This is a genomic window from Collinsella sp. MSK.8.10 (assembly GCF_019041915.1).
Taxonomy (GTDB): Bacteria; Actinomycetota; Coriobacteriia; order Coriobacteriales; family Coriobacteriaceae; genus Collinsella.
In genome coordinates this window covers 29376-54278 of record NZ_JAHPYF010000001.1, presented here as the reverse complement: position 1 = coordinate 54278, position 24903 = coordinate 29376, and the positions used below count along the sequence as shown (strand labels likewise).

Below are 24903 nucleotides of genomic sequence, written 5' to 3'. Positions count from 1 at the left end.
TGCTTGGCTATTGCTAAAAAGTCTACTCACTTAGGCTTGAGGGTCGTTCGTCGGTGCCTATTTGCGCTTGCTCGCTGGCGACGTGACTGTCAAAAGCCCCTATGACTCCTGCGGCAGACGCTTCTTGCCCTTGCGGGCGCGGTTTCTAAAGTTCTCGACGGCCTCTTCCATGCCCAGAGGTACATAGGTGAGCTCATCGAGGTTATCGGGCAGGTAGCAGGCAAGGCTTTGCTCCTGCGCTCGGCCTGCTACGAGTTGCTCTTCGGTAGGCTTCTCGCCGGGTGTGGCGCAAATGCCGTAGACGACGGCACCCATCTCGCGCGTGCGGCATTCATATTCGGTCTCGGGATGCTCGGGATGGTCGCGGCGGACGTCGTCGCTTGCCCAAAGTGTGTCGTAGCCGGCCGCGGCAATCTGCCCCAGGGCGTAGTCACGCAGCGGTTTGCTGTCGGTGCGCAGCGTGATGGTGGCGCCGGCTGCAAAGAGCGGGCGGTAGAGCATTAGATGGTCGACATGGACGAGTCGTTTTTTGGCGTACTTGGCCTTGGGCTGCGGCGTGGGAAAGTTGATGGTTATGGCGTCGAGCTCGCCTGCGGCAAACAGCTGCGGCAACGTTGCGGCGCCTCGGGGCAGGACGAGTGCGTTGGATAGCTCCTGCTCGCAGATTTTCTGTGCGGCATAGGCGATGCAGATGGGCTCCTGGTCCATACCGATAAAGAGGGTGTTTGGCTCGTGCGCCGCACGCTCTACAAGGTACGTTCCCTTGCCACAGCCAAGATCCAGGTGAAGGTGTTCGAAGGGCTTGCTGCCAACTGGCGCGCAAGCCTCGCGCCAATCTCCGGCATAGGCCTCGGGGTTCGTCTCGATTGCATCGGCGTAGCGCTCCAGGCGCTCCTCGAGCACAAAGTTCTTAGGCGTGCGAACGTGGACGGCTCCCATGAGGCTCCTTGGTCATAAGTAGGGAACGCATAGCTGCGCGTTCCGTCAATGGGTTGAAAAAGGGCGGGCATAGCTTGCCCGGAAGATGCGATGCGGCTCGGTGGCGAGTCGTCGATGTCTACAGGCGCTTGAGAATCACGTAGCGGTTGAGATCGCCGCTGCGACCGTCGGCATGGAAACGCTCAAGCTCGCGCACGGGGACCTCGCCGCTCTTGTAGAACGTACGGACGCCGCGCACCAGGTCGGTGATCTGCTGATCGTCAAAGTGATGACAATAGCGGTAGGCGTGGCGGTCGTTTTGCCAGCCAATGAGGTGGTCACCGGCTTCAAACTGCGCGGAATCGTAACCCTCAAACGGCGGGGTGAGCTCGGCGCGGGCCTCGGCGCGAACGGCTTTGCGCGCCATGCGCTCGTCGTTCATAAACTCCCAAAAGCTGATGGCGATGATGCCGCCTGGGCGCGTCTGGCGCACCAGAGCGTCGAGCACGCGTACGCGGTACTCGCACGACGGAACGTGGTGCATAAATCCAAAGCAGACCGAGATGTCGGCGAGCGGGGCGTCGAAAAGCGCGTCGGGTGTCTCGGCGGGGTTGAGTTTCATGAGGGCATCGAGCACGTCGAGTTCCTGGAAGTGCAGGTTGGGAATGCGCAGGGCGTGACCATGTGCATCGATGGCCAGGTCTTGGCACGAGTCGACGCCATAGAACTCAAACGGGCAGCTGGCATCTGCCGAGGGATTTGCACCGTCGACGCCCTTGGCGGCAAGTGCGCCGCCGGCGGCAAAGTTCTCGAATCGCATATTGCCGCAGGCGAGATCGAAGACGCGGACGGGATGCTCGATTGTGGCGACGTCGAGCTGCTCGAGCGCGATATCCATGGTGCGTACCCAGCCGGGCCACGGGGCCTGGCGCGTATCGGAGAAGGAGGCGGAGTGCTCGCGATAGAAAGTGTTGTTGAGCTGGATGAGCGATGAGGCGAAATCGCGGTTCACGGCGCGGGACTCCCTCCGTTGGCGGTACGGAATAAACAGTACGACCATACTACCGTTATCGCCGCAACGGGGACAACCGAGCTACGGGTCATTGCTTTGTTTGGACACATTTCCGCAGCTCATATGTGCCCGCAACCGCCGGTTGTCAAAAATCTCACTAGAATAGGTGGCATGCTTTTGGCGGTGGCGGATAGATTTTTAACTGTGCAAGGCGCCTTAAGAACAAAAACGGTCCGGCGGCACGGCTGGCATCACATAGGAGGAACCATGAATGTAGAAACTGCGCAGCGGCTCGCCGACCTTCGTCGCAGCAAGGGTTTTAGCCAAGAAGGGCTGGCGCGAAAGCTGGGGCTGTCGCGCCAGGCGGTCAGCAAATGGGAGCGCGCGGAGAGCTCGCCCGATACCGAGAACCTGATCTCGCTCGCCAAGCTTTATGGCGTGAGTCTGGACGAGCTGCTCAATCCGAGCGACGAGATCGAGGACGATATCGAGTTTGAGAACGAGGACCGCGCCCGCCAGCGCGAGGCCGAGGCGGCAGAGCGCGCTCGCACCCATGAGGCGGCGGTGCGCGCCACCGAAGCAGCAACGCAGGCGAGTGATGCCGCGGCTAAGGCGGCACAGGCGGCAAGCTGGAGTGCACAGGCCGCCAACGCTGCTACGGCGCAGGCGACGAGTGGCCACGCAGTTGGCTCGACTCCGGTGAAGGGCCCCTTCCAGTCGTTCCCGTATTGGGCCGTGTGCTGGCTGCTGTTCTTTTTGCTGATGTTCCCGTTTGGTGCCGGCCCCTTTGCCGCGCTGATCTTCTTTACGATTCCCATCTATCACTGGGTGGCGCGTGCTCTCGATGGCGATTGGGCGCGCGGTGATATTCATGTTGGTCCGGCATCGGTGACGGCTAGGACTCAGGTGCAGGATGCTTCCGCTGCGGTTGATACTGACGTGGCTACCGCGACTACCGCTGAGCCGATTGTCAAAGAGGGTGGTGAATGATGAAGCTTTCGCATGAATCCAAGGTGCGCTTGGGCGTTGGCATCGGAGCGTTTGTGCTCATCATTGGGCTTGTCTTTGGCATTTCGCGGCTATTGGCTCATTCCGATATGGTGCGTACGACCGGTATTCTATCTGGCAATTTGTCTGATTTTGACGATATGTTTGACGACGATGATCTCTTGGATAGCGGTAACTATTCCGCTCGGCCTCAGCAGCTTTCGAGCATGACTTTTGATGCCGATGAGTTTCGCTACCTCGATTTCGATATCAATGCGGCTTCGGTGGACGTCAAGGTTGTTGATGGCAACAAGGCTCGCGTTATCGAGCGGGGGCGCGTTGCCGAGGGTATGGATGCCTCCAAGGCCGCGACGCAAAACATCGCATCCGTCGAGGACTCGACGCTCAAGGTTTCCCAGTTTGGAAGTGACGACGGTAAGGCAATCGATCGCTCAGTTACGGTCGAGCTGCCGCGCCGTGTTGCCGAACATCTGAAGGGAGTCAACGCGCACGTGGGCTCGGGCGATCTGCAGATTGCCGGTGTCATCTGTGATGGTTTCGATCTTTTCCTGGGTGCGGGAGATGTAGAGTTTACGGGCAGCGTGACTGATGCGCTCAGCGCTGAGGTCGGTTCGGGCGATGTGACGTTCGAGCTTTACCAGGCCCCCGCGAAGTCGATGGACGTGAGTGTGGGCTCGGGCGATGTGGAGATGACGGTTCCGAACTCGACGGGCTTTAAGGCGAGCCTCACCTTGGGCAGCGGCGACTTCGAGAGCGATTTCCTTCCGCTTGGCTACGACGGCGAGACCATTTTGAATCTTGAATTCGATAACGGTGACAAGTCTGCCACGTATCGTTTTGAGGTCGGTTCGGGCGACATGTCGTTTGATTCGGAGTAGTGAGGCAGACGAAAGCCTAGGCGAAGATATAGACGCGCTGTTTGATGAAGGCGCCGAAGCCGAGATCGGCTCCGGCGCCTTTGCCTTTACAATGGGGGCATGGAACAGATTATCTTGAACATACTCGAGGCTCTGCGTCGCGGCGAGACCGTGGACGACAAGGAGCTCGTCAAACTGATACATGCCGAGGCGCGCCGTGAGGGTGCCGATAAGCGCGACCTGGCCAAGCGTCGTCTGCTGCCGTTTTACCAGCGGGTAAAGCGTGAGGAGCCGGCTCGTTGGGCTGGGTGGAATGCCGATGCCGAGCTAGAGCGTCAACTGCTGCAGGTGCTGCGTATGAAGCCGCGCCGAACGGCTTCGGGCGTGGCGACCATTACCGTCATCACCAAGCCGTGGCCGTGCTCGGGCGATTGCCTGTTTTGCCCCAACGACCTGCGTATGCCCAAAAGCTATCTGCATGCCGAGCCCGCGTGCGCCCGTGCGGAGCAAAATTGCTTCGATCCATATCTGCAGGTGAGCGCTCGTCTGACCGCGCTTTCGCAGATGGGGCATGCGACCGATAAGATCGAGCTCATTGTGCTCGGTGGTACCTGGAGTGACTATCCGGAAGGGTATCAGACGTGGTTTATGTCGGAGCTCTTCCGTGCGCTCAATGACGATGCCGTCGCCGGCGTGGCGGCAAACCCCATGTTGGCGCGTCCGGGCATCAGTCGTGCCGAGGCGGGGCGCCTGCTCGATGACGCTCCCGCCGATGCCCTGCCGCCGGTGGTAGCGGAGCGCCGCGAGCGCTATCGGGCTGTCGGCATTGCGACAGACGAGGCCGAGCTCGCGAGCGGTGTTGCAGGAGAGCAGGAGCGCGTGGATGTTGCTGTGGGCGGCTACAACCGCGCGGTGCGTCGTCTGTACGGCCCCGGTACGCCGTGGGGCGAGGTTGCCAAGCGGCAAACGGCAACGATGGAGGAACTTGAGCGTCAGCAGCGCATCAACGAGACGGCGAAGCATCGCGTGGTGGGGCTCGTTATCGAGACGCGCCCCGATGCTGTAACACCGCAGGCCCTCACGCTCATCCGCCGCCTGGGTTGCACCAAGATTCAGATGGGCATTCAGAGTCTTGACCAGCACCTGCTCGACATCAACGAGCGTCGCATTTCGGTGGCTCAGATTGAGCGAGCGTTTTCGCTTGCGCGCCTGTTTGGCTTTAAGGTCCACGCGCATTTTATGCTCAACTTGCTGGGAGCCACGCCCGAGGGGGACAAGCGCGATTACGAACGCTTTGTGACCGAAGGGGCCTTTATGCCCGACGAGGTCAAGGTCTACCCGTGTGCGCTCATCGAGGGCTCGCGTCTGGTGGGCTGCTATGAGCGCGGCGAGTGGCGCCCCTATACCGAGGAAGAGCTGCTCGATGTGTTGGCCGATGACATCGTGGCGACGCCGGCGTTCTGCCGCATCAGCCGCATGATCCGCGACTTTAGCTCCGACGACATCATGGTGGGCAACAAGAAGCCCAACCTGCGTCAGCTCGTTGAGAACCGCCTGGCTGCTCGGGGTGACGGTGCGACGGTGCGCGAGATTCGCTATCGCGAGATCAGCACGACGGGTGCCGACTTGGATGAACTGTCTCTTGATGAGGTCGCTTACGAGACGCCGGTGACGCGTGAACGCTTTTTGCAGTGGGTGACGCCCGAAGGCAAGATCGCCGGCTTTTTGCGTCTGTCGCTGCCCGTTCGCGCTTTTGTTGCCGCACATGCGGACGAGTTGCCGACGATGCCGGACGAGGCGATGATTCGCGAGGTACACGTGTATGGCATGGCGGCGCGCGTGGGGGATCAAGGCCAGGCAGCCCAGCACCATGGATTGGGACGGTCGCTGGTGGAGCGTGCGTGCCATATTGCTCGGGACGCGGGCTATGCGCGCATCAACGTGATCAGCGCGATTGGTACGCGCGAGTACTATCGCCATCTTGGATTTTATGACTATGGCCTTTATCTGCAAAAGGAGCTCTAGATGAACAAGCCGAGTGTTTCTGCCGGCGTCGTTGCCGGCGTTGCTCTGGGGGCCGCGGCGCTTGGTGCGGCCGCCGTCGCTGTTCGTGCTGCCTGTCTGCAGGTTGCGCGAACCCGCAATGGGTTGGCGCGTGTGAAGCGCGTGCACGACGAGGGCGGCGACGAAGTCCGCGTATTGGTACAAGGCGGCGTCTACCAAAGTGCAAGCTACGTTGGCGAGCGTTGGGCGGAGCCCGTCTTTACGTACTATCGTTCGTTTGACGACGTGTTTGAGGCCGAGGATGCGATGCGCGACGCTTACGGTCACGGTATCGACCGCATGCTTATGCTGGGCGGCGGCGGGTTTGCCTATCCCAAGTTCGCGCTGATGTCGCACGAGGACTTGTGCATGGACGTTATCGAGTATGACGGAGAGATTACGCGCCTAGCGCGCCGCTGGTTCTACCTGGACGAGCTGGAGCGTGCGGTGGGCGACCGCTTGCGGGTGATTACCGCTGAGGCTCGCTCGTATTTGGGTGTGACGAGCGTGGGCCATCGTCGCTACGACGTGGTCGTGAGCGATTGCTTTGGCGGTGTCGAGCCCGTACGCGAGCTGGCGACGGTTGAGGCGTTGCGTTTGGTGCGAGGCAGCCTGAACCCCGGGGGTATCTACGTTGCCAATATCGTGAGCGCAAACGAGGGGAGCGACGTAACGTTCCTGCGCGATTGCGCCGCCACGGCGCTCGAGGTGTTCGCCCACGCCTGGGTGGTCCCATGTGGCGATGCAGAGTTCGGCGGCGAGGAGAATTATCTGCTCATCGCCAGCGACGGCGACTACGCCTTTGCCGAAGCCGTGCCCTTCGACGCCGACTTCCTCGGCACCGTCCTTCACGACAAGTAAGTCTCCCCGTCCCAAAAAGACTGGTCTTAGGCGTGGTCGCGCCAGCTGCGGACACGCTGCTTCATGCCATCGATGTCGAGCACGCCTTCGGCGAAACCCTTGCGCACGAGCTCTTCGGGAACAAACTCGTCGTACCGATCAAAGTAAGGCACCTCGCCAGGATAGACGAGGTCGATGGGGCCGAAGTCCTTCTCGGCCTCGGCGGCGAGCACCTCAAAGAACGTCTCCTCGTCGGCCTTCATCTTAAACTGCATAAAGTACGGGCGCGACGGATCGAGCCCGCGAAGGCCAAGCTCCGCGGCGCATTTAATCTTGAGCATACGTTCGAGCGCCAGAAAGGCATAGCTGCCCAACCAGGGGAAGAGCACCCAGGTGTCGCCACCCAGGTTAATGAGCGGTTTGGTTCCCGCGCCCGAAATCTCGGCGGTATGACGAGCCTGTGCAAGGCGTGCCCGTGCGTTGCCCATGAGATACGGATATGCCGCGTGCTCGTTGAGCGCCTTGCGCATGCGCTCGAGTACGTGTGTATTGATGTCGCCGGGGCAGTCGCCAAAGTAGGCCGGCACACGACCCTTGACCTGCGTGGCAAAGACGGTGTGGCGCTTCCAGTCCACTTCCTCGACAATCCAGCAGTGTCCGGCGATGGCGATGCGCTCACCGGGCGGTGGCGGGTTGACGATCGTGCCCAATTCGGCCGACTCGCTACGAACGGTGAACTCCTCGTTTTCCTGGAATACGGCGTAGAACTTAAAGTTGTTAATGATGCGCTCGCCCGCGAGACCCACGATGAGTCCGCCGCCCTCGGTGACCTGGATATGGTCGATCTTAATGAGGTGACGCAGCAATACGCGATAGTCATCGGCCGAGATGCGATGGAAATAGCTGAGTGTGAGCACGCGCTGGGCAAGCTCTGCCGGCGTGAGCTCGCCGGTGCTGGCAAGTGTCGACATAGTCTGGTGGTAGAGCAGACTGTAAGGGAGTCGATCGAGCTCGGGCGGCTCGACCCACTTTTCCTCGCGATAGAGTTGTACGAGCGCGATGCCCTGCAGGAGCTTCCACGGAATGGTCTCGGGCATCATCGTGCGCGGCTCGGGCTCTTCCTCGCGCATGACAAACCACATCTCGGGCGGAAGATCGCGGCGTCCCGTGCGGCCCATTCGCTGCAACAAAGAGCTGACGGTAAACGGCGCGTCGATCTGAAACGCACGCTCCAGACGGCCGATATCGATACCGAGCTCCAGCGTAGAGGTGGTGACGGTCGTTTGTGCCTGTTCCTCGTCGCGCATGAGCTCTTCTGCCGTCTCGCGCAGCGATGCCGAAAGATTGCCGTGGTGGATGAGAAAGCGGTCGGGCTCGTGCCGGCTCTCACAGTAGCAACGCAGCATGGAGCATACGGCCTCTGCCTCTTCGCGCGAGTTGGCAAAGACCAGGCACTTGCGGCCGCGGGTGTGTTCGAAGATATAGCCCATGCCGGGGTCGGCGTTGTCTGGTGCTGTGTCGGTGGGGCTGAGAAGCGCCTGCTCGGTCGCTCGCGGGATGTCGACTTCGCCCTCGGGGGCCGAGGAAGTTTGGCGGTCCTTGGGAGTGGCCTTGCCCCGTGCCCGCTCACGACGTTGACGGCGCTCCTCTTGTGTGAGCTGTCCGCTGTGACGCATGTCTTGGGCGCCGGCGGGCAGTGCCGCGGATGCCGCCGCCTCGATGCGCTCGCACGCAAGCACTTCGGCCTCTTGAGGACCTGTGCCCATGAATCCCCGTTGCTGTGCCTGGGGGCCCGAGTTGTAGAAGTGCTCCATGGAGATGCGCCACACGCGGCGCGGCTCTTCAAAGCGTGGGATAACGCAGTCGCGCCCCGTTCCCTGTGAGAGAAAGGCACCCGTGCGCTCGGGGTCGCCGATGGTGGCCGAAAGGCCAATGCGTCGAGGTTGCACGCCGGCCATGCGCGAGAGTCGCTCGATAAGGCAGAGCGTCTGCCCGCCACGGTCGCCGCGCATGAGCGAGTGGACCTCATCGATGACCACATAGCGCAGGTCGCAAAACATGCGCGGGATCGCCATGTGCTTATGGATTAAGAGCGCCTCGAGTGACTCGGGCGTAATCTGCAAGATGCCGTTCGGTTTTTTGATGAGCTTAGCCTTGTGCGACTGCGAGACATCGCCATGCCAGTGCCAGACAGGGATATCGGCCTCTTCGCACAGGTCATTGAGACGGACGAACTGATCATTGATGAGTGCCTTGAGGGGGCCAATGTAGAGGGCACCAACGCTTGCGGGCGGGTTCTCCCAAAACTCGGTCAGGATGGGAAAGAAGGCCGCTTCGGTTTTGCCGGAAGCTGTGGATGCCGTTAGGAGCACATTGTCTTGTGTGTTAAAGATGGCGTCTGCCGCCGCAACCTGGATAGAGCGCAGGCTCTCCCAATCGTGGGAGTAGATGAAGTCTTGGATAAACGGGGCGTAGCGGTCAAAGGCGTTCACGGGGCCTCCTCTCAAAAACGAATCTCTCAACGCGGCTGGCAACGGCTTGCTGCATTACAGTCTCAACGTTCGCCCAGATAAAACCTGCCAAAATAAACCTGTCCCTTTTTTGCAGGTTAGATGGTGAATTCGGCGAAGTTACGGTCGCCGCCTGCGGTGCCGGTGTCGCCTGTTGCTGCTGCCGGCACCAGCGCGTCGCCGCCGACGCTTTGCAGCAGCTCGGCTACGTTGGCGTCGGGGTTCTGGCATAGGATGTCGAGCAGCTCGATAAAGTCGCGAATGACTTCACGCGGCGTCAGATGTGTGTCGGCTCCCACACGACCGAACTCGATCTTGAGGAAGTCCACCAAGTCGTTCTCGGTAAGCGTGGGCGTCCAGCCAAAGTAGCCGGCGTGAATTTGCATGAGTTTTTCGATCAGCACCAGCAGCTCCTCGTAGGTGAGTGGCTGCAGACGGATGATGGGCGCGAGCATGTCCTTAAGGTCCTCGCGTGCAAAGCGGCCTTGAGCGAGTCGGCTGCGCAGGGCCTCGTAGGAGAACACGCCGCGGCGGCGGTCTTCGATGGAGGTTGGCGTGCCGCCCATGATCATGCCCAGGTACTGCGCCTTGCCCTGGAGTGTGTCGTTGTACATGGTCAGGATCTTCTCGTAGTTGTACTGGCGCGTGATCGCGTTGGGAATCTTATACAGATTCACGAGCTCGTCGATGAGCACCAACATACCCTTGTAGCCGCTGCAGACCAAAAAACGCGCGATGAGCTTAACGTAGTCGTACCAGTCGTCATCGCTGATGATGGTCGAGGAGCCCAGCTCGGCGCGAGCCTCGCTCTTGGTACGGTATTCGCCGCGGATCCATTTGGTCACGCGGCTCATGGCTTCTTCGTCGCCCTCGGATACGGCCGTGCGATAGCGGCGGAGCATGCGGGTGAAGTCGAAGCCGTGGACCATTTCCTCGAGCGGGGCCAGTTGGGCATTGACGACCGACTCGTCGACGTCGGCGTACGAGGCGACCCAGCGATCAAGAATAAGGTTGAGCGCACCGCCCTCGGGGCGCGTTTTAGTCGATATGTTGCGGATGAGCTCACGGTAGGTGGCAAGGCCCTGTCCCTGGCCGCCCTGCAGGCGGCGCTCGGGGGATAGGTCGGCATCGGCCACGACGAATCCCTCGCCCATGGCGTGCGTGCGGATGGTCTGGAGCAAAAAGCTCTTGCCGGCTCCGTAGCGACCAACCAGAAAGCGGAAGCTCGCGCCGCCGTCGGCGATGAGACTCAGGTCGGTGAGCAGGGCGCGGATCTCGACCTCGCGCCCTACGGTGATGTAGGGAAGGCCGATGCGCGGGACCACGCCGCCCTTGAGCGAGTTGAGAATGACGGCGGCGACGCGCTTGGGCACGCGGGGTGCTGCGGATGCGGTATCACTCATAGTCTAGGTATCCTCTCACGTCTGCTTCGTAGTCCTCGATAATGTGCGGTCCTGCCGCGCCAAATTCAATTACGGTGTCACCCACCAGGTCAAAGAGCGCCTCATTGATGCTATCGACGAGCATGTCCTCGCTCTGGTCCGAGTGCGCCACTGCCGATGTCGCTTGCGCTGCGTTTTGCTCGAGCAGTGCGCGCAGATACGCGGTTGCGGCAGGCGCGAGTTCGGTTACGGTGCCAGCGGGTGCAGTCGATACGACCGCTGGCGTCGGTGCGAGGAGCGGTGCCACGACGCCAAACTGTTCGGTGGAAATGGTTGGCTCGTCGGCTTTGTTGCGCTCCGTAGGCGCCGCGATCGGCTCGGCCATCGCGTCGGTCGCAGGCTTGGCTTCCGGTTGCTCGGATTCCGCCGTATCGACCTCTGTGGGCACATCGTCCTCGCGCTCTTCGTCGATCAAAAGCGCTTCGCGCGTTTGCGCAGCGGCGCTCCGAATGTGCCCCAGCTGACTCAGATCGATATCGATCTTGACGGGCTGGTGTGCGGCGTCCCACGAAAGCCATGCCACAATCTCGTCATCGATAATTTTGGCCAGATATTTGGGGACCTTTTCTTCCTTAAGGGGATGGGCGGGGTCCAGCGCCAGGCGCAGGCGTTGGTCGCAGGCGCGCATCATTTCACCGAGCTTGCTGCTCTTTTGCCTACTACCGTGGATGCGCATGCATTCCCAAAAGCCGTTTTGGCAACGGTAGATATGGATAGGATCCAGGCGATATTCGCAGTCCTCGTGGCGCTCGGGCGCAAAGAATACGGCCGAGGCAAACATGGTGTAGGGCATGGCCGTCTCCTCCCCAAATAAACTCGCCACGATGCCGGTCTTTCGGTGCGAGTCATAGTAGCGCGCCATGCGGACATACACGGCGCATGCCGCGTGGCGCAGATCGCGGTGGTGGCTGCGGTCGAGCCGCGAGTTACTTAGGTTGTACGTGGAGAGGGCGTTGATGGCGGCCATGAGTCGCTCCTCGCGCGCCTCATCGGGCGGAAGGGGGAGCGTGGGCTCGGAGGTTTTGCGACGTTTGGGGGTCTGGTCGGACGGTGCCGGTGCCGGTACAAGGTCTCGTGCCGCGCGCCGCAGCTCGATAAGGGCGTTATCGAACATGACGGTTTTAGAGTCACGAAGCAGCTTGGGGTCGAGCCCATGGAATACGGCGTAATCCTGCAACCACACGCGTGCAAACCGATCAATGCCGGGCTCGAAGGCGCGATAGACATCCCAAAAGGCCTTGATCTTGTTAAAACCGTCGAGCGGGTCATCTACGCCAATGCCGCAGATCAGCTCATAGAGATACAGAAAGGCAAAGGACGTAGACGTTTCCTCGACGGTTCCGCGGCGCACTTGGGCACGCCAGGTAAAGTAGCCGCGCAACTGCCGGTCGCTCATGGCGTTGTAGGTGGGAAAGTACGACTTAAAGGTGCCGTTGTAGGGACAGTCGTCCTCAAAGTCGGCCATCAGCAGGCCCTGGCGGTAGAAAAGCTCGGCTTCCGAAAGCCAGCGACCTGCGCCGCCTTTGGGGTCATCCTGCCAGCGCGATATCTCGCGCATTTTACGGTATTGGTCGGGGAGGAAATTCTGCATCTGTCGGCCGGTTTTGAGAATCGGCTCGTCTGCGTAGACTTCATGTGAGAAGCGGGCAGACTGATGGGTTCGGGCCTCGGCCATAATGCGCTCGATGAGCATCTTGATGTCCTGGTCGGCCACCGCTCCTCCTCTCGAACGCAGCTACGGTGACCTCATATCATAGCACAGCATCAAACAGATGTTCGAGATACCGCTGCGTTGATAGATTTAGAACAGGAGGGCGTAGATGACGGCGATGACGACGGAGGGAAGCATATTGGCCGTGCGGAAGGTCTGAGGACGGATGAGGTTGACGCCGACGCAGAAGATGAGCATGGAGCCTACGAGCGAAAGGCTGTTGAGGGCTGTTGTGGTCATGATGGGGGAGAGCGCGCCGGCAAACAACGTGATCGTCCCCTGGAACACGGCTACGGGCAGGGCCGAGAAGATGCAGCCGCGTCCGAGCGACGCCGTCATGGTGCAGACGATGATGCAGTCCAGTGCGCCCTTGAGGGCAAGCGTTGACCAGTCGCCGAGCAGGCCGTCCTGGATCGATCCCACAATTGCCATGGCGCCGATACACACGGTGAGTGAAGTCGAGACAAAAGCGTTGGTGAACTCGTTATCGCCCTCACTGCCGGTCTTGCGCTTGAGCCATTCGCCAAGGTTCTCGATGGCGGCTTCCAAGTTGACGGCCTCGCCGATGAGCGAACCGAGCGCAAATGAGACGATGAGCATGGTGGTGCCGGTGGTCGCTAGCGCCTTCCCATCGATAAGGAGCATCTTTTGCATGGTGCCGCCAAGGCCGATAAACAGGACGCACAGCCCCGATGCTTTCATGAGCGTGTCTTGGATGCGCGGTGTGATGAAGCGGCCGCCCGCTAATCCCAAAAGACCGCCCGCAACTAAAAGCACAACGTTGATGATTGTTCCCAAGCCCGGCATGAGCCCTCCTGTATTGATGCCAACGTGGCAATCGTAGCAGAACGAAATGCGAGGCACATCGCGACTCATCTAATACGTTATATAAGTGGTGTTAGGAATGATGTGCAGCATTTAAGCCTCAGGTGGTTGTCGGGACATAGGGATAGTATTCAAAGCGCAGTGTCATAAGCCGCTGCGGGGATTCAATAGCCGCGGCGATGATATTGGCATCGCGGGCACGATCAAACCCTTCGAGTTCGATCTGATACGAGACGTCTTGCATAATGTCCAGACGTCGCCAGGCTAGGAGTGTGTCACCATCGAATTCCAAGGTCTTGCCTCCGTCTGGAGCAACGGCGTATAGACGCAGCTTGGCGGTGGTTGCAGGGTCGACAACCGTGACCTTTTTAATTTCGTTTCGAGTATTCTTGGCGCCCAACAAGGTGAGCAGTGTTGGGGCCACGACCTCGCCCGATGGCAAAAAGACGACTTCGATGGATTCAGGAAATGCGATGATAGCCGACTTGCGGACGGGCTGATTGGCGGCGGCAACTTCGATGTTCGCAGCGTCGATGACCTCCGTGTGGTCGAGCGCGGCAAGCACGCAGCAGTTACCTTCATCGATCTCTTGAGGATCAGCAAGCCCCAGACTGTCCGCGAACTCGGGATCGTTTGGATCGGCAGCGGGCTCATTCGGCGCTTCGAAAGAAGCTGGGACGCTGTTTGTCGGCGACGGCGTGTCGCCCGCACCTGCTTCTTTGTCCGCGCTCTCTTCTTGTATGGTTGCGTTGATGGGTTCGTCGTTTGGGGGGAGCGTCTTGGCGTCAAACGCGGAGGGGAGAATTCCGATGGCTCCGGATCCGTTCCACTCCATTTCGAGAAGCGCCGGGTCGGCAAGAATGCGTTGCCTGCTTTGCGCGCGGGCATCGATTTCAATAGGGCCTGCCTCTATCCCTCGTGTAAGGCTGAGTGATCCGGATGGCTTCTCGAAATGAGCGTCTGTGTCTTTGGTACTGACGGCGTAGAACAGCAGGGACGCTTCTCCCGCCGCGATGGCATCGGTACCGGCTTTGGTCAGCCGCAACGATGCCGTGAATGAGAGGGTGGGCTGCGTGTCGTCTGCATTCGCGGCGGCGCAGCCCAGACATATACCGCCTCCTTTCTCAAAAAACGTACCGTCGAAGGCGACCTTCGCTCCGTTCGCCGAGTCATCGATCGAAGCGATGTCGATGCGCAGCTCTAAATTGCATGGATCGCCATCTGCGTCGAGCACAACCGAGCGCCACGTGCAGACGGCGTACCCCGCCTGGGAGCCGTTTGCCTTGTTCGAACGATTGATATCCACGACTATCGAACCGTCCGTATTACGACGAAGGCATCCCGAGGTTGAGATTGCAGCCTGTGCGATCGAAAAACGCTTGCACGCAATGGCGCTCGACGGATTTGATGCGGAGCTTAGGGCTGCTGGTAAGGAGTCTGCCATGACAGGAGTCGCCCAAGCGGCGACAGGCGTTCCGGTTGCGAGCGCGCCGCAGAGTGCGACGACGGGCAAAAGGTTCTTCGATGCCATGGGGTCTCCTTAGCTAATTTAGTGCGGCCTGTCCGTGTTTTGTTTCTGGCTGCGTTTGATGTGCAGGCCGAGGCCGGCGGTTCCCGCGCCTGCTGCTGTGGCGCCTGCTGCCAAGAGCCATCGTCCATCGCCTGTCTGCGCCAATGGTTCCTCGCGGTCGCCGCGGTCGAGCCCCGAGAGGTCGACCGTCACTTGCGTGGCGGCCTGCGCCTGTTCTTGCTGGGCAAAGGCCATGGCTGGGCCAAACGCTAGGATGCTGACGGCGGCGGCCAGGGCGACGGCCTTATGCCGTGTGCGCACCGGGCTCGACCGTCCAGGTGATCGTTGCAACCTGATCGCCTTCGCCGGTTACGTGGAAGATATCGCGCGTGACGCGGGCGACGTTTCCGCTTGTCTTGAGCTTAATTTTGTCCGTGCCGCCGGCAATGCCCTGGTAGCCCATGTCGAAGGCTGCATTCTTGGAAAGATCGAGGCCTGTCCCCTGCGTTGCGGCACTGGCGTTCTGGAGTGCGCCGTCGGGGCCGACCTTAAAGTCGATGGAGTTCTGCGCGGTTCCGGCCTTGGCGTCGGCGGCAATGGTCCAGGTGTTCATGGCGTCGATTTTCATGTTGGTGACATGGATGCCGTAGGCCGAAAGATTGTCGATGGTGATCGCGTCTTCTGAGGGACCCTGAAGCGTGCCGTCGGCTTGGGCGACGAAGGGAATAACCGTCGGTGCGTTGAACTTGATGTTGTCGATCTCGGTCTTGACCATTACCTTCGTGGTTCCAACACGCCCGGCTGCCATAGCTGGCGTCGGGGCGGCGCCCATTGCGAGCGCGAGCGCGAGCCCTGCACCCACGACGAGCGCTCTGGCTCCGTTCATATTCCTGGTGATGTCCATGGTCGTTCCTTTCTATTCGCCGCGGGCCGTCCCCGCGATGATTGGACGAATGCTGGTGAATCGCGTGCGGTGCCGCGTCGACCGGAAAGCTAGTTCTCGGCTTGCTCAACCCGTACCTTGACGCGTGTCGGGTTGCCGTGGCTGTCATAGGTCTTGGCCTCAAGCGCCTGGATCTCGATGTACGCCTCACCTTCCTCGATGTCGCCGGCGGGGCATGTCTCGACCGTTTTGCCGGTCTCGACCACATCGGATTCGTATATGGTCTCGTCGTTTTGGATGACGCGGAATCGCTGGGGAAATTTATTGTCTTGGACGTTTTGCACGTTGACGCGCAGCTTGCCGTCCTCCTGCAGCTGAGCGACCGGCGCGACCGAAATCGTCATCATGTTGTCGCGGACGATGGCGTCGAGCTCATCTTGGATTTCCTGACGCGTTTTGCCCTCGGCCGTCGTGACCGAAGCGCCCGCCTCGGGTACGGGCTGCGACTGCCAAGCGTATAGTCCTACGGCGACAAGGGCGCAGACGATGGCCAAGCAGGCAACGATGAGCTTCTTGCGACGACCCAGGCCTGCAAAGTGGGGTGGCTTCTTCGCGCTCATGCGGCATCCTTGGCGGTATAGACGCGCGCAAAGGTGGACGGGTCCGCTCCAAAGAGCATGTGAAGCATCAGACGGCGCGAGTAGACGAGCTCGTCGAAGTCGGGAGGGAGCTCGATGTCGTGGATATGCGCGATGTGGTGGGCGAGCGCCGAGAACGACTCGGGGTCGCAGATCACATCGGTGGTAACGTGGTAGACCGTCGTATCGGGGAATGCCTCTTCGTCGAAAGGCAGGAGATGGGGATCGTCGTCGACTTCGATGGCGATGCCGTACTGGGGCCAGTAATATGCCATGGGAACCTCCCTGCTTCTGGGCCAAAACTTCTATCGGTTTTGGCTGTCGACGCCGACCGTATCAGCCGCTACTTGACCAATTTCTGACCAAATGCTTGACGGATTGGCGTCTCCGCAGGTAAAAGGCGGCAAAAAATACTCCAACTTTTTTCGAGCGACAATCGCGCGGTCGGCGACGGCGGGGCCATATGTGTCAAAAGCATCGTCTGCCGAGGAAATCAAGCCGCTCGCCGAATTGCACGAACGTAAAAAACGCCAATTATGGAGACGGTCTCGAACACGTCGACGAAACGATGCGGTAACATCTCCCTGCAAACACTGTAGTTAGCTAAAGGGGGAGTTCGCGTGTCTGCAACCATCAAACCCTTCACCGACGAGTTCGAAGAGTATGGCCGCGATGAATCTCGCGCATCGGGCGAGGCCTCGAGCATTTCGTTTCCGACAACGGAAAACGAGGTCCGTGCCATTTTGGAAAAGCTCCATGTCGAGCGTGTTCCGGTAACGGTTCAGGGCGCCCGAACCGGCCTTGCCGCCGGCGCCGTGCCCCACGGCGGGCATATCCTCAATACTTCCCGTATGAATCGCTATTTGGGCCTTCGCCGCGATGAACAAGGCCAATTTCTGCTGCGCGTGGAGCCGGGCGTTGTGCTCTCGGAGCTGCGTAAGCAGCTGAGCAAGAAGGTGCTGCCGACCGCTGGTTGGGACCAGGCATCGCTTGAGGCCTACGAGGAGTTCCAAGAGGCTCCCGAGCAGTTTTTTCCCACCGATCCCACCGAGGCGTCTGCCTGTCTGGGCGGCATGGCGGCATGTAACGCCTCCGGTGCCCGCAGCTACGCCTACGGCCCCATGCGCCCACATATCACGGGACTCCACGTCGTGCTGGCTGATGGCGATTTGCTTGAGCTTCGGCGCGGCGAGGCTTTTGCCCAGGGCCGCCACCTGTCGCTCGTGACGGCAGCGGGCCGTACACTCGAGCTCGATCTTCCCGGCTATACCATGCCCAAGACAAAAAATGCTTCGGGCTATTTCGTTGCTGACGATATGGATGCCATCGATCTGTTTATCGGTGCGTGTGGCACAATCGGCGTTATCACCGAGCTCGAGATTGCCCTGCAGGTGGCACCCGCGGTCGTTTGGGGCGTGAGCTGCTTCTTCGACAGCGAAGACAAGGCCGTGTCCTTCACCGATTCTGTGCGTCCCGTCCTGTCCCATGCGGCTGCCATCGAGTACTTCGATGCTGGCGCCCTGGATATTCTACGTCGCCAGCGCGAGCAGTCGACGGCGTTTGCCTCGCTGCCTGCGCTCGACAAAGACGCCAAGGTCTGTGTCTACGTGGAGCTCGACTGCGACGACGAAGCCCAGGCGATTGAGGAGCTGTATCACTTGGGGTGGGTACTGGAGCTTGCGGGCGGCAGTGACGATGCGACATGGGTCGCGCGCGCCGAGGTCGATCGCGAGTGTCAGCGATTCTTCCGCCATGCGGTGCCCGAGAGCGTCAACATGCTCATCGACGAGCGCCGCCGCATGGATCCCACCATCACCAAACTGGGTTCGGACATGTCGGTGCCCAACGCGCACTTGGCCGATGTTATCGCCCTCTATCGCCGCACGCTGGCGGAAAGTGGGCTTGAATCTGCCGCTTGGGGGCATATCGGTAACAACCATCTGCATGTGAACATTCTGCCGCGCAATGCACAGGATTATCGCCGCGGCGGAGAACTCTTTGCCCAGTGGGCTTCCGAGGTCACGGCCATGGGCGGTGCCGTCTCCGCAGAACACGGCGTCGGCAAGATCAAGGCGGGCTTCTTGGAGACGATGTACGGTCACGAGGCCATGGTCGAGTCGGCGCGGCTCAAGCTCCAGCTCGATCCTGCCGGGCAGCTGGGTCGCGGTAACCTGTTTTCGGAGAAGCTCTTGGATGAGCTCGTCCAGAAAGGGGGCGCGTGAAGATGAGCGATTTCCATATGGTGGTGTGCGTCAAGGCCGTGCCGGGCAGCACCGAGGTCAAGATGGACCCCAAGACCAATACCATCGTGCGCGATGGCAAGCAGGCGGTCATTAATCCCTTTGATGCGAGCGCTTTGGAATGCGCGCTGGCGCTGAAGGACGACTTTATCGGCTTTGGCATGGACGTGCGCGTGACGGTGGTGTCGATGGGCATCCCCGCGACCGAATCGCTGCTGCGCGACTGCATCGCTCGAGGCGCCGACGACGCGCTGCTGCTGACCGACCGAGCCTTTGCGGGCGCCGATACCCTGGCAACCACCTATGCCCTCAAGTGCGGCATCGAAGCGCTCGACGAGGACTTCGACCTGCTCATCTGCGGCAAGATGGCGGTGGATGGCGATACGGCCCAGATTGGCCCCGAGCTTGCCGGCGCCTTTGAGATTCCCTGCGTGACCGATGTGAGCTGCGTGCAGAGCGCAGGTTTTACGACGTGCGGTGCGCTTTCGCTCGTTCACGGTTGCGATGCCGGCGAGGAGACGGTCTATCTTGAGATGCCGTGCGCGATGACGACTGCCAAGGAGATTGGCCAGTTGCGTATGCCGAGTATTGCCGGTATTCGCGCGGCGGAGGAGGCGGACGTGCGCGTGGTCAGTGCCGCCGACGTGAACGCCGACCCCGCGCGTTGCGGTCTTGCCGGGTCGCCGACACAGGTCGTGCGCTCGTTTGTGCCCGACCGTGACCAAACGTGCGAGGCCGTTGAGGGGACGGCGTCCGAGCAGGCGGCAAAGCTTGCCAAGATTATCGAGGGGATGGCATAGATGAGCGGACTGATTATCGATAGCGAAGCCTGTATCGGCTGCGGTCGCTGCGTTCGCGCCTGTGCCTCGGGCGGCATCGTAGTGGAAGGCGAGCGACCCAGCCGATGCGCCCGCGTAACCGACGGCTGCATCCTATGCGGTGGGTGCGTCGACGCCTGCCCTGTCAACGCTATCTCGATCGAGCGTGACGAGGCCGCTGGTGCGGTGGACCTTGATGCATATCGAGACATTTGGGTATTCGCGCAGACCGACGAGCACGATACGGTGACTCCCGTTGCCTATGAGCTTATGGGCAAGGGCCGCGAGCTTGCCGATGCTCGCGACTGCCGTCTGGTGGCACTGATCGGTACGGGTCCCGAGGGTTCTCTCGGCGACCTGGAGCATCTGGTTTGCGCGGGCGCCGACGAAGTCCTGGCCTGTCGCGACGAGCGCCTGCGCCAAAACGATGCGGAGGTCTACGCCCGCTTGATCTGCGATTTGGTAGCCGAACGCAAACCCGAGGCCATCCTATACGGTGCGACCGCTTTTGGCCGCGAACTGGCACCCGGCGTTGCCGTGCGCTTGCAGACGGGCCTTACGGCTGACTGCACCGTACTTTCGATGGATACGGAGACGGGACTGCTGCAACAGACGCGTCCGGCGTTTGGCGGCAACCTGATGGCCACCATCGTCTGCCCCAATCATCGTCCCCAGATGGCAACGGTTCGTCCCGGCATCTTTAAGGCGCCCGACTTTGACTACGACCGCTCCGGCACGATCACCCAGATATCGCTTGCGGATGATGCTAAGGCTCGTGTCGAGATCTCGATTCCCGCCGAGGAGTGGAGGCAGCAGGCCTCGATCGCCGATGCCGAACGCTTGGTCGTGGTGGGCCGCGGCATTGGCTCCAAGAAGAATCTGCCCCTGATGCGAAGGCTCGCCGAGGCTCTGGGAGCCGAGCTTGGTTGCACGCGACCTGTCGTGGAGGCCGGCTGGTTGGAGTATCGCCATCAGATTGGCCAGACCGGCGTATCGGTTTCGCCCAAGCTTCTCGTGAGTATCGGTGTTTCGGGCGCCATCCAGCATCTTGCCGGCATCGGTGGGGCAGAGTGCATTATCGCCATCAACGAGGACCCGGATGCCCCCATCTTTGGTGCTGCCCAGTACAAGGTTGTCGGCGATGCCGTCGAGGTCGTCGAGGAACTGCTGGCCCAGCTTGAGCGCTAGGCGCGCGCCAGCCAGTCGCGCATCTCGTCCTTAAGGCGGCTCCAAGTCGCCTGCGTGGCGGGGTCGGTAAAGGGCCGCGTAATGCCAAAGGGCGCGTCGAGCAGGCGGTGGATATCGCCCTGTTCGCGCGCCAGCGCGCGGCTTGCTGGATAGACGAGCTCAAACATAAAGCAGATGAGTCCCACCAGGTAGTCTGCGGGCTCGTTGCGTTCATCGCGTGCGACGCAGCGGTGCTCGTCAAAGGCGGCAAGTGTCGGCGACGAGAAACGGCTGCCGAGAAACGTCTTCTCGTCCACCTTGAGGATGGTGTCGACGGTGCTGTCGGCGATGGTGCGCATAATGTCGATCTTGTCACCATCGCGCACGATATCGCAGAAGCACCGTGTACGCTCGTCGAGTAGTGCCGGCAGGCGAAAGTCGCTGTGATAGGCGATGCTCGCTCGGATGAGCTCGTCATGCGCACCGGTTTCGATAAAGTCACGGATGTTTGTCGTGGCGGGTGCATCGGCGGGATTCTCGCCAAAGAGGACCTCGATGCCCAGCGCCGCATGGCTCATGCTCTCGGCGTCCTTAAAGGTGTCCCAGCGTCGCAGCTGCTCAAAGCGGCCCATATCGTGTAGCAGGCCGCAAAGCCATGCCAGGTCAATATCTTCTGACGACCAGCCCTGCTCGCGCGCTACGGCATCGCATGCCTCGGCCACGTGGTGCGTATGCTCGATTTTGAGCGCGATGCGTGGGTTGGTGGCGTCGTAGGCATCGGTGTAGCTTTTGAAGGCCGCGCGCGCCCGGTCTCGATCGATAGCTGTCATAATGACTTCCTAAAAAGTTGTGTCTTTCGATCCGGTGGCAATTGTAGGTGAACTCGGTTGCTGTCGGATGATGATTCTGCCGTATTGCTACATGCGGCTCGGAGACCTTGTCAGGGTGAGAAGCGTATGGTGCTCAAAATCGTTAGAACCGTCTGGCCGGTGATGCTTACCTATGTTGCAATAGGCGCGCCGTGCGGAATGATCATGGGGCAGACGGGAATGGAGCCCTGGATGGTCTTTGCTCTGAGCAGCACGTTTGTGACGGGCAGCGGGCAGTTTATGATCTGCAACCTGTGGCTGGCGGGTGTGCCTGCAGCATCGATCGTCGCGAGCGTCGCCGCCGTCTCCTCGCGTTTTGCGCTTTACTCGGCATCGATCGCGCCGCATCTGACGGGTGCCTCGAAGTGTCAGACGCTGGCTGTTGCCGCGACACTTACCGAGGAGGCATACGGCATCTCGCTTGCCAAGTTGGTTGAAGGGGAGGATTGGGGCCCGCGTGAGTCCTTCGTGCTCAACGTGATCCTTATCGCAACATGGGACGTTTCGTGTACGACGGGCGCCATCGTCGGCGCCGTTGTCGATGTTCCCACCGCCATTGCAGCCTTTGTCTGCACCTCACTCTTTATCTGCCTGCTCTTTTCGCAGCGGCTGTCGCGCGGCAATGTCGTGGCTGCTGTTATGGCTGCGGTGTCTGTCGCCATATGCAAGTTCTTGGGCCTCACGAATATTGCCGTGCCGGCAAGCGTCGTGGCCGGCATTGCCATTGCGTTGGCGTGCGATGCTGTATTTGACGGAAGAGGTGCCCGCGATGCCCGTTAACGAGTTCTTGGTTCTGTGGCTGTCGTCGTGGGCTGCTATCGCGTTCTTTCGCATCGCGCCGGCGTTCGCCTTGCGCGGGCGGACCCTGTCGCCCCGTATTACCGAGGCCCTGGGCTATATCCCGCCCGCTGCCTTTGCCGCGCTGGTCGCCAACGACTTGGTGAGCCCCGGCGCGTTCGACGCGGGACTCTGGCCTGCCTTGGTTCCCTGGATTGCGGCCGCCGGCGTCGTGGTCGTGGCGGTCAAGACAAAATCGATGCTGTGGTGCTGCGTCTCGGGCATCGTACTCTATATCGTCTTGAGCCTTATATAGGGGTGGCGTCGCGGGCGCCGAATCTCGTTCCATCCCAACTTGTCGAATTTTTCACCGAGCTGGTCTATTTCTTCTGGTACCATGGTCAAACTTTACTGTAGCAAAGCATGACGTGGGCTTTTGTTCCGCGTCAGCGGAAATGGGGGTTTCATGGCACAGGAAGCGACTGCCAACGAGCAAAAGAAATTCAAGGTTCCGCGCATCCCGGGCGACATCATGATCTATCCGATGATCGTCGGTCTTTTGCTCAACACCTTCTGCCCGCAGGTTTTTGAGATCGGCGGCTTCTTTACGGCTGCCTGCCGCGGTGGCTCCAATACCATCGTCGCCGCGATCCTGCTGTTCGTGGGCGCCGGCATCAGCTTTAAGTCCACGCCGGGCGCCATCAAGACCGGTATCGTCGTGCTGATTCCCAAGCTGGTCGTCGCAGCGGCTCTCGGCCTAGGCGTGGCATATTTCTTTAACGACAACTTCCTGGGTCTGAGCTCCGTGTCTATCATCGGCGGCATTACGTTTTGCAACATGGCGCTCTATACGGGCATTATGGGCGAGTTCGGCGATGAGTCCGAGCAGGGCGCCGTCGGTATCCTGTTCTTTACGGCCGGCCCCGCCGTCACGATGATCATCCTTGGTGTTTCGGGTCTTGCCAACATCCCTGTCGGTACTATCATCGGCTCCATTTTGCCGCTCGTTATCGGCATGGTTCTGGGCAACCTGTTCCCGTTTATCAAGAACCTGCTGGTTCCCGGTTCCAACCCTGCGATTGCCGTCATCGGATTTCAGCTTGGCGCGTCCATGAGCCTGTCGAGCTTTATCACCGGCGGTATTTCCGGCATCTTGCTGGGCCTTGTCACGCTGTTTGTCGTCGGTCCCATCACCTTTGCGTTCGAGCGCCTGTGCGGTGGTAACGGCAAGGCTGCCGTGGCTTGTTCCACCATCGCCGGCACGGCTATGACCACGCCGGTTGCTCTCGCCGAGGTCGCGCCGCGCTACGCCGAGCTTGCGCCCACCGCGTACGCCCAGATCGCCACTGCCGTTATCATCACGGCAATCATGGCTCCGATTCTGACCGGCTGGGTCGACAAGAAGTTCTGCCAGGGCAAGGAGGACCTGTCGCCTGCCGGTGTCGAGGCCATCGAGGAGGCCGTCGCGACCGACATCGATGGCGAGTAACGGCCGTTACCGATAATTGATTCCGGCGTGCAATTCGCGCCGTCCGAGCGCCCGAACAGAAACTGTTTTGCAGTGATGTTCGGGCGCTTTGCTATGATTCCCTTTACCCCTGCGGAGTAAAGGGGTGTTTATTGCCCTGATTCGAATTGGGCGATTCTGACCATTCGGATATTGAAGGGATGGCGTCTAGTGGTTAAGGCACTCAAGATTGAGATATTCCTGCTATGCATGATTGTTCTTATCGGGCTTGCCGCGCGAAGTCGTCGCTCCTTGTTCTCGAGCACCCTGCAGCTATTGTTTAGCATGCTTGGCTACACCTCTGCCGCGTACATATTATTCGATATGATCTGGACGCTTTCGGATGGTGCGGACGGCACGTTGGGTATTGCTGCCAACTGGATTTCCAACGCGGTTTCGTTTTCGCTCTTTGCCATCGCGTGTCTCATTTGGTTTATCTATTCCGAGACGATGCAGGGCTCTCGCCTTGTGACCTCGCGCTATAGGGTGGTGCTTGTAACGTTGCCTACGGCTCTGGTGGTCGTGCTGGCTTTTACCAGTTACTGGACGCACGCCTTGTTCTATATCGATTCGCAGGGCGTGTATCGTCGCGGCTTTGCCTATATGATCCAGCCCATTGTCAGCTACTGTTACGTTATACATACGTCCCTGCATGCGTTTGTGCAATCTCGCAGGGTCGAGAGCCTGCAGACGAAGGCTATCTATCGAACCTTGGCATTTTTCGCCATTCCGGCCCTGGTGGGCGGTACCTTTCAGATCGTATACTCGGTGCCTGGCCTTTGTGTCGGCATAATGATTAGCATGTTGCTGCTCTACATTATCTGCCAGGAGCAGCTCATCTCGACCGACCCGTTGACTGGCCTCAACAATCGCAACCGTTTTGAGACCTATATCCTGTCGCTCTTCTCAAATGTGGATCAGGCCGAAGATGTGTATCTGCTCATGATGGACGCCGACGGCTTTAAGCAGATTAACGATCGCTATGGACATGTGGAGGGCGACCATGCTCTTCAGGTTATATCCGCTGCGCTCAAAGAGGTCTGCTCGGCGTCTGGTGGCTTTATCGCACGCTACGGTGGCGATGAGTTCGTGGTGCTCCAAAAGGCAGTGGCGGAACGGGATATCATGCATCTGTGCGCGACAATCAACGACGAGCTCGCGCATGCCGAGGTGCCGTATGCATTGCGGATGTCCATCGGTTACGCGCGGGTCGGCGATAGTGTTGATACCTGGCAAGACTTACTTCGCGCTGCCGATGCGGAGCTTTACCGCGTCAAGGCCGAGAAAAAGAAAGCTCGCGTTCAGATACGCTAGGAAAAGGGGCACAC

The 24903-nt window shown here is 60.2% G+C and carries 23 protein-coding genes; 12 read left to right on the top strand and 11 right to left on the bottom strand.

What is annotated here, in order from left to right:
* Positions 1-99: 99 nt before the first annotated feature.
* Positions 100-939, bottom strand: a complete 840-nt coding sequence (locus KTF55_RS00230) for a tRNA (guanosine(46)-N(7))-methyltransferase TrmB (protein ID WP_217107690.1) — start codon at positions 937-939, stop codon at positions 100-102.
* Positions 940-1057: 118 nt separating this feature from the next.
* Positions 1058-1930 carry a class I SAM-dependent methyltransferase gene (locus tag KTF55_RS00225; protein WP_217107691.1) on the bottom strand — a complete coding sequence of 291 codons (873 nt, stop codon included), beginning with the start codon at positions 1928-1930 and terminating at the stop codon, positions 1058-1060.
* A 267-nt stretch (positions 1931-2197) separates the two neighbouring features.
* On the opposite strand from KTF55_RS00225, the gene KTF55_RS00220 reads away from it, so the two are divergent.
* The 4 genes from KTF55_RS00220 to KTF55_RS00205 all read left to right on the top strand — a co-directional run bounded on the left by KTF55_RS00220 (position 2198) and on the right by KTF55_RS00205 (position 6699).
* Positions 2198-2920 carry a helix-turn-helix domain-containing protein gene (locus KTF55_RS00220; protein WP_217107692.1) on the top strand — a complete coding sequence of 241 codons (723 nt, stop codon included), beginning with the start codon at positions 2198-2200 and terminating at the stop codon, positions 2918-2920.
* Positions 2917-3816: a DUF4097 family beta strand repeat-containing protein gene (locus KTF55_RS00215; RefSeq protein WP_217108515.1), complete on the top strand. Its 900-nt coding sequence runs from the start codon at positions 2917-2919 to the stop codon at positions 3814-3816. Before KTF55_RS00220 ends, KTF55_RS00215 begins: the two co-directional genes overlap by 4 nt.
* A gap of 99 nt (positions 3817-3915) precedes the next feature.
* On the top strand, positions 3916-5820 hold the full coding sequence (locus tag KTF55_RS00210; RefSeq protein ID WP_217107694.1) for an elongator complex protein 3: 1905 nt from the start codon (positions 3916-3918) through the stop codon (positions 5818-5820).
* Positions 5821-6699 (top strand): spermidine synthase, encoded by an 879-nt coding sequence (locus tag KTF55_RS00205; protein WP_217107695.1) that lies wholly within the window; start codon positions 5821-5823, stop codon positions 6697-6699.
* A gap of 26 nt (positions 6700-6725) precedes the next feature.
* On the opposite strand, the gene KTF55_RS00200 is transcribed toward KTF55_RS00205, so the two are convergent.
* The 5 genes from KTF55_RS00200 to KTF55_RS00180 form a co-directional block, all read right to left on the bottom strand.
* Positions 6726-9170, bottom strand: coding sequence for a DEAD/DEAH box helicase (locus tag KTF55_RS00200; protein ID WP_217107696.1), 2445 nt, complete (start codon positions 9168-9170; stop codon positions 6726-6728).
* 116 nt (positions 9171-9286) lie between these two features.
* Complete coding sequence (locus tag KTF55_RS00195) at positions 9287-10591, bottom strand: ATP-binding protein (protein ID WP_161115338.1); 1305 nt, start codon at positions 10589-10591, stop codon at positions 9287-9289.
* On the bottom strand, positions 10584-12344 hold the full coding sequence (locus tag KTF55_RS00190) for a TerB N-terminal domain-containing protein (protein WP_226790404.1): 1761 nt from the start codon (positions 12342-12344) through the stop codon (positions 10584-10586). Before KTF55_RS00190 ends, KTF55_RS00195 begins: the two co-directional genes overlap by 8 nt.
* A gap of 87 nt (positions 12345-12431) precedes the next feature.
* Entirely contained in the window at positions 12432-13217 is a 786-nt protein-coding gene (locus KTF55_RS00185; protein WP_226802960.1) for a DUF554 domain-containing protein, read from the bottom strand.
* A 49-nt stretch (positions 13218-13266) separates the two neighbouring features.
* Positions 13267-14697 (bottom strand): hypothetical protein, encoded by a 1431-nt coding sequence (locus KTF55_RS00180; protein WP_217107697.1) that lies wholly within the window; start codon positions 14695-14697, stop codon positions 13267-13269.
* A 39-nt stretch (positions 14698-14736) separates the two neighbouring features.
* On the opposite strand from KTF55_RS00180, the gene KTF55_RS00175 reads away from it, so the two are divergent.
* Positions 14737-14949 carry a hypothetical protein gene (locus tag KTF55_RS00175; protein WP_217107698.1) on the top strand — a complete coding sequence of 71 codons (213 nt, stop codon included), beginning with the start codon at positions 14737-14739 and terminating at the stop codon, positions 14947-14949.
* A 31-nt stretch (positions 14950-14980) separates the two neighbouring features.
* Here KTF55_RS00175 and KTF55_RS00170 read toward each other — a convergent pair whose 3' ends face one another.
* The 3 genes from KTF55_RS00170 to KTF55_RS00160 all read right to left on the bottom strand — a co-directional run bounded on the left by KTF55_RS00170 (position 14981) and on the right by KTF55_RS00160 (position 16472).
* Positions 14981-15580 (bottom strand): hypothetical protein, encoded by a 600-nt coding sequence (locus KTF55_RS00170; RefSeq protein WP_195568625.1) that lies wholly within the window; start codon positions 15578-15580, stop codon positions 14981-14983.
* An 89-nt stretch (positions 15581-15669) separates the two neighbouring features.
* Positions 15670-16179, bottom strand: coding sequence for a hypothetical protein (locus KTF55_RS00165; RefSeq protein WP_055310535.1), 510 nt, complete (start codon positions 16177-16179; stop codon positions 15670-15672).
* Complete coding sequence (locus tag KTF55_RS00160; protein ID WP_035137058.1) at positions 16176-16472, bottom strand: hypothetical protein; 297 nt, start codon at positions 16470-16472, stop codon at positions 16176-16178. The genes KTF55_RS00165 and KTF55_RS00160 overlap by 4 nt, the downstream gene beginning before the upstream one ends.
* 345 nt (positions 16473-16817) lie before the next feature.
* Between KTF55_RS00160 and KTF55_RS10100 the strand changes: the two genes are divergently transcribed.
* Genes KTF55_RS10100 through KTF55_RS00145 form a run of 3 tightly spaced genes read left to right on the top strand, consistent with a single transcriptional unit; the run spans position 16818 to position 20443 of the window.
* Positions 16818-18419, top strand: a complete 1602-nt coding sequence (locus KTF55_RS10100; protein WP_226790400.1) for an FAD-binding oxidoreductase — start codon at positions 16818-16820, stop codon at positions 18417-18419.
* A gap of 2 nt (positions 18420-18421) precedes the next feature.
* Positions 18422-19237, top strand: coding sequence for an electron transfer flavoprotein subunit beta/FixA family protein (locus KTF55_RS00150; RefSeq protein WP_196032209.1), 816 nt, complete (start codon positions 18422-18424; stop codon positions 19235-19237).
* Positions 19238-20443, top strand: a complete 1206-nt coding sequence (locus KTF55_RS00145) for an electron transfer flavoprotein subunit alpha (protein WP_217107699.1) — start codon at positions 19238-19240, stop codon at positions 20441-20443.
* Here KTF55_RS00145 and KTF55_RS00140 read toward each other — a convergent pair.
* Complete coding sequence (locus KTF55_RS00140) at positions 20440-21252, bottom strand: HD domain-containing protein (RefSeq protein WP_217107700.1); 813 nt, start codon at positions 21250-21252, stop codon at positions 20440-20442. The genes KTF55_RS00145 and KTF55_RS00140 overlap by 4 nt on opposite strands.
* A 126-nt stretch (positions 21253-21378) precedes the next feature.
* On the opposite strand from KTF55_RS00140, the gene KTF55_RS00135 reads away from it, so the two are divergent.
* From KTF55_RS00135 to KTF55_RS10095, 4 genes are all read left to right on the top strand, one after another.
* A complete protein-coding gene (locus tag KTF55_RS00135; protein ID WP_217107701.1) occupies positions 21379-22071 on the top strand; it encodes an AzlC family ABC transporter permease in 693 nt (230 codons plus the stop codon).
* Complete coding sequence (locus tag KTF55_RS00130; RefSeq protein ID WP_035137063.1) at positions 22061-22384, top strand: AzlD domain-containing protein; 324 nt, start codon at positions 22061-22063, stop codon at positions 22382-22384. The genes KTF55_RS00135 and KTF55_RS00130 overlap by 11 nt, the downstream gene beginning before the upstream one ends.
* Positions 22385-22534: 150 nt before the next feature.
* The gene (locus KTF55_RS00125) at positions 22535-23557 is read left to right on the top strand and encodes a 2-keto-3-deoxygluconate permease (RefSeq protein ID WP_195544283.1); all 1023 of its coding nucleotides are present in this window, start codon (positions 22535-22537) and stop codon (positions 23555-23557) included.
* A 189-nt stretch (positions 23558-23746) separates the two neighbouring features.
* Positions 23747-24889, top strand: coding sequence for a GGDEF domain-containing protein (locus KTF55_RS10095; RefSeq protein ID WP_217107702.1), 1143 nt, complete (start codon positions 23747-23749; stop codon positions 24887-24889).
* Positions 24890-24903: the final 14 nt, after the last annotated feature.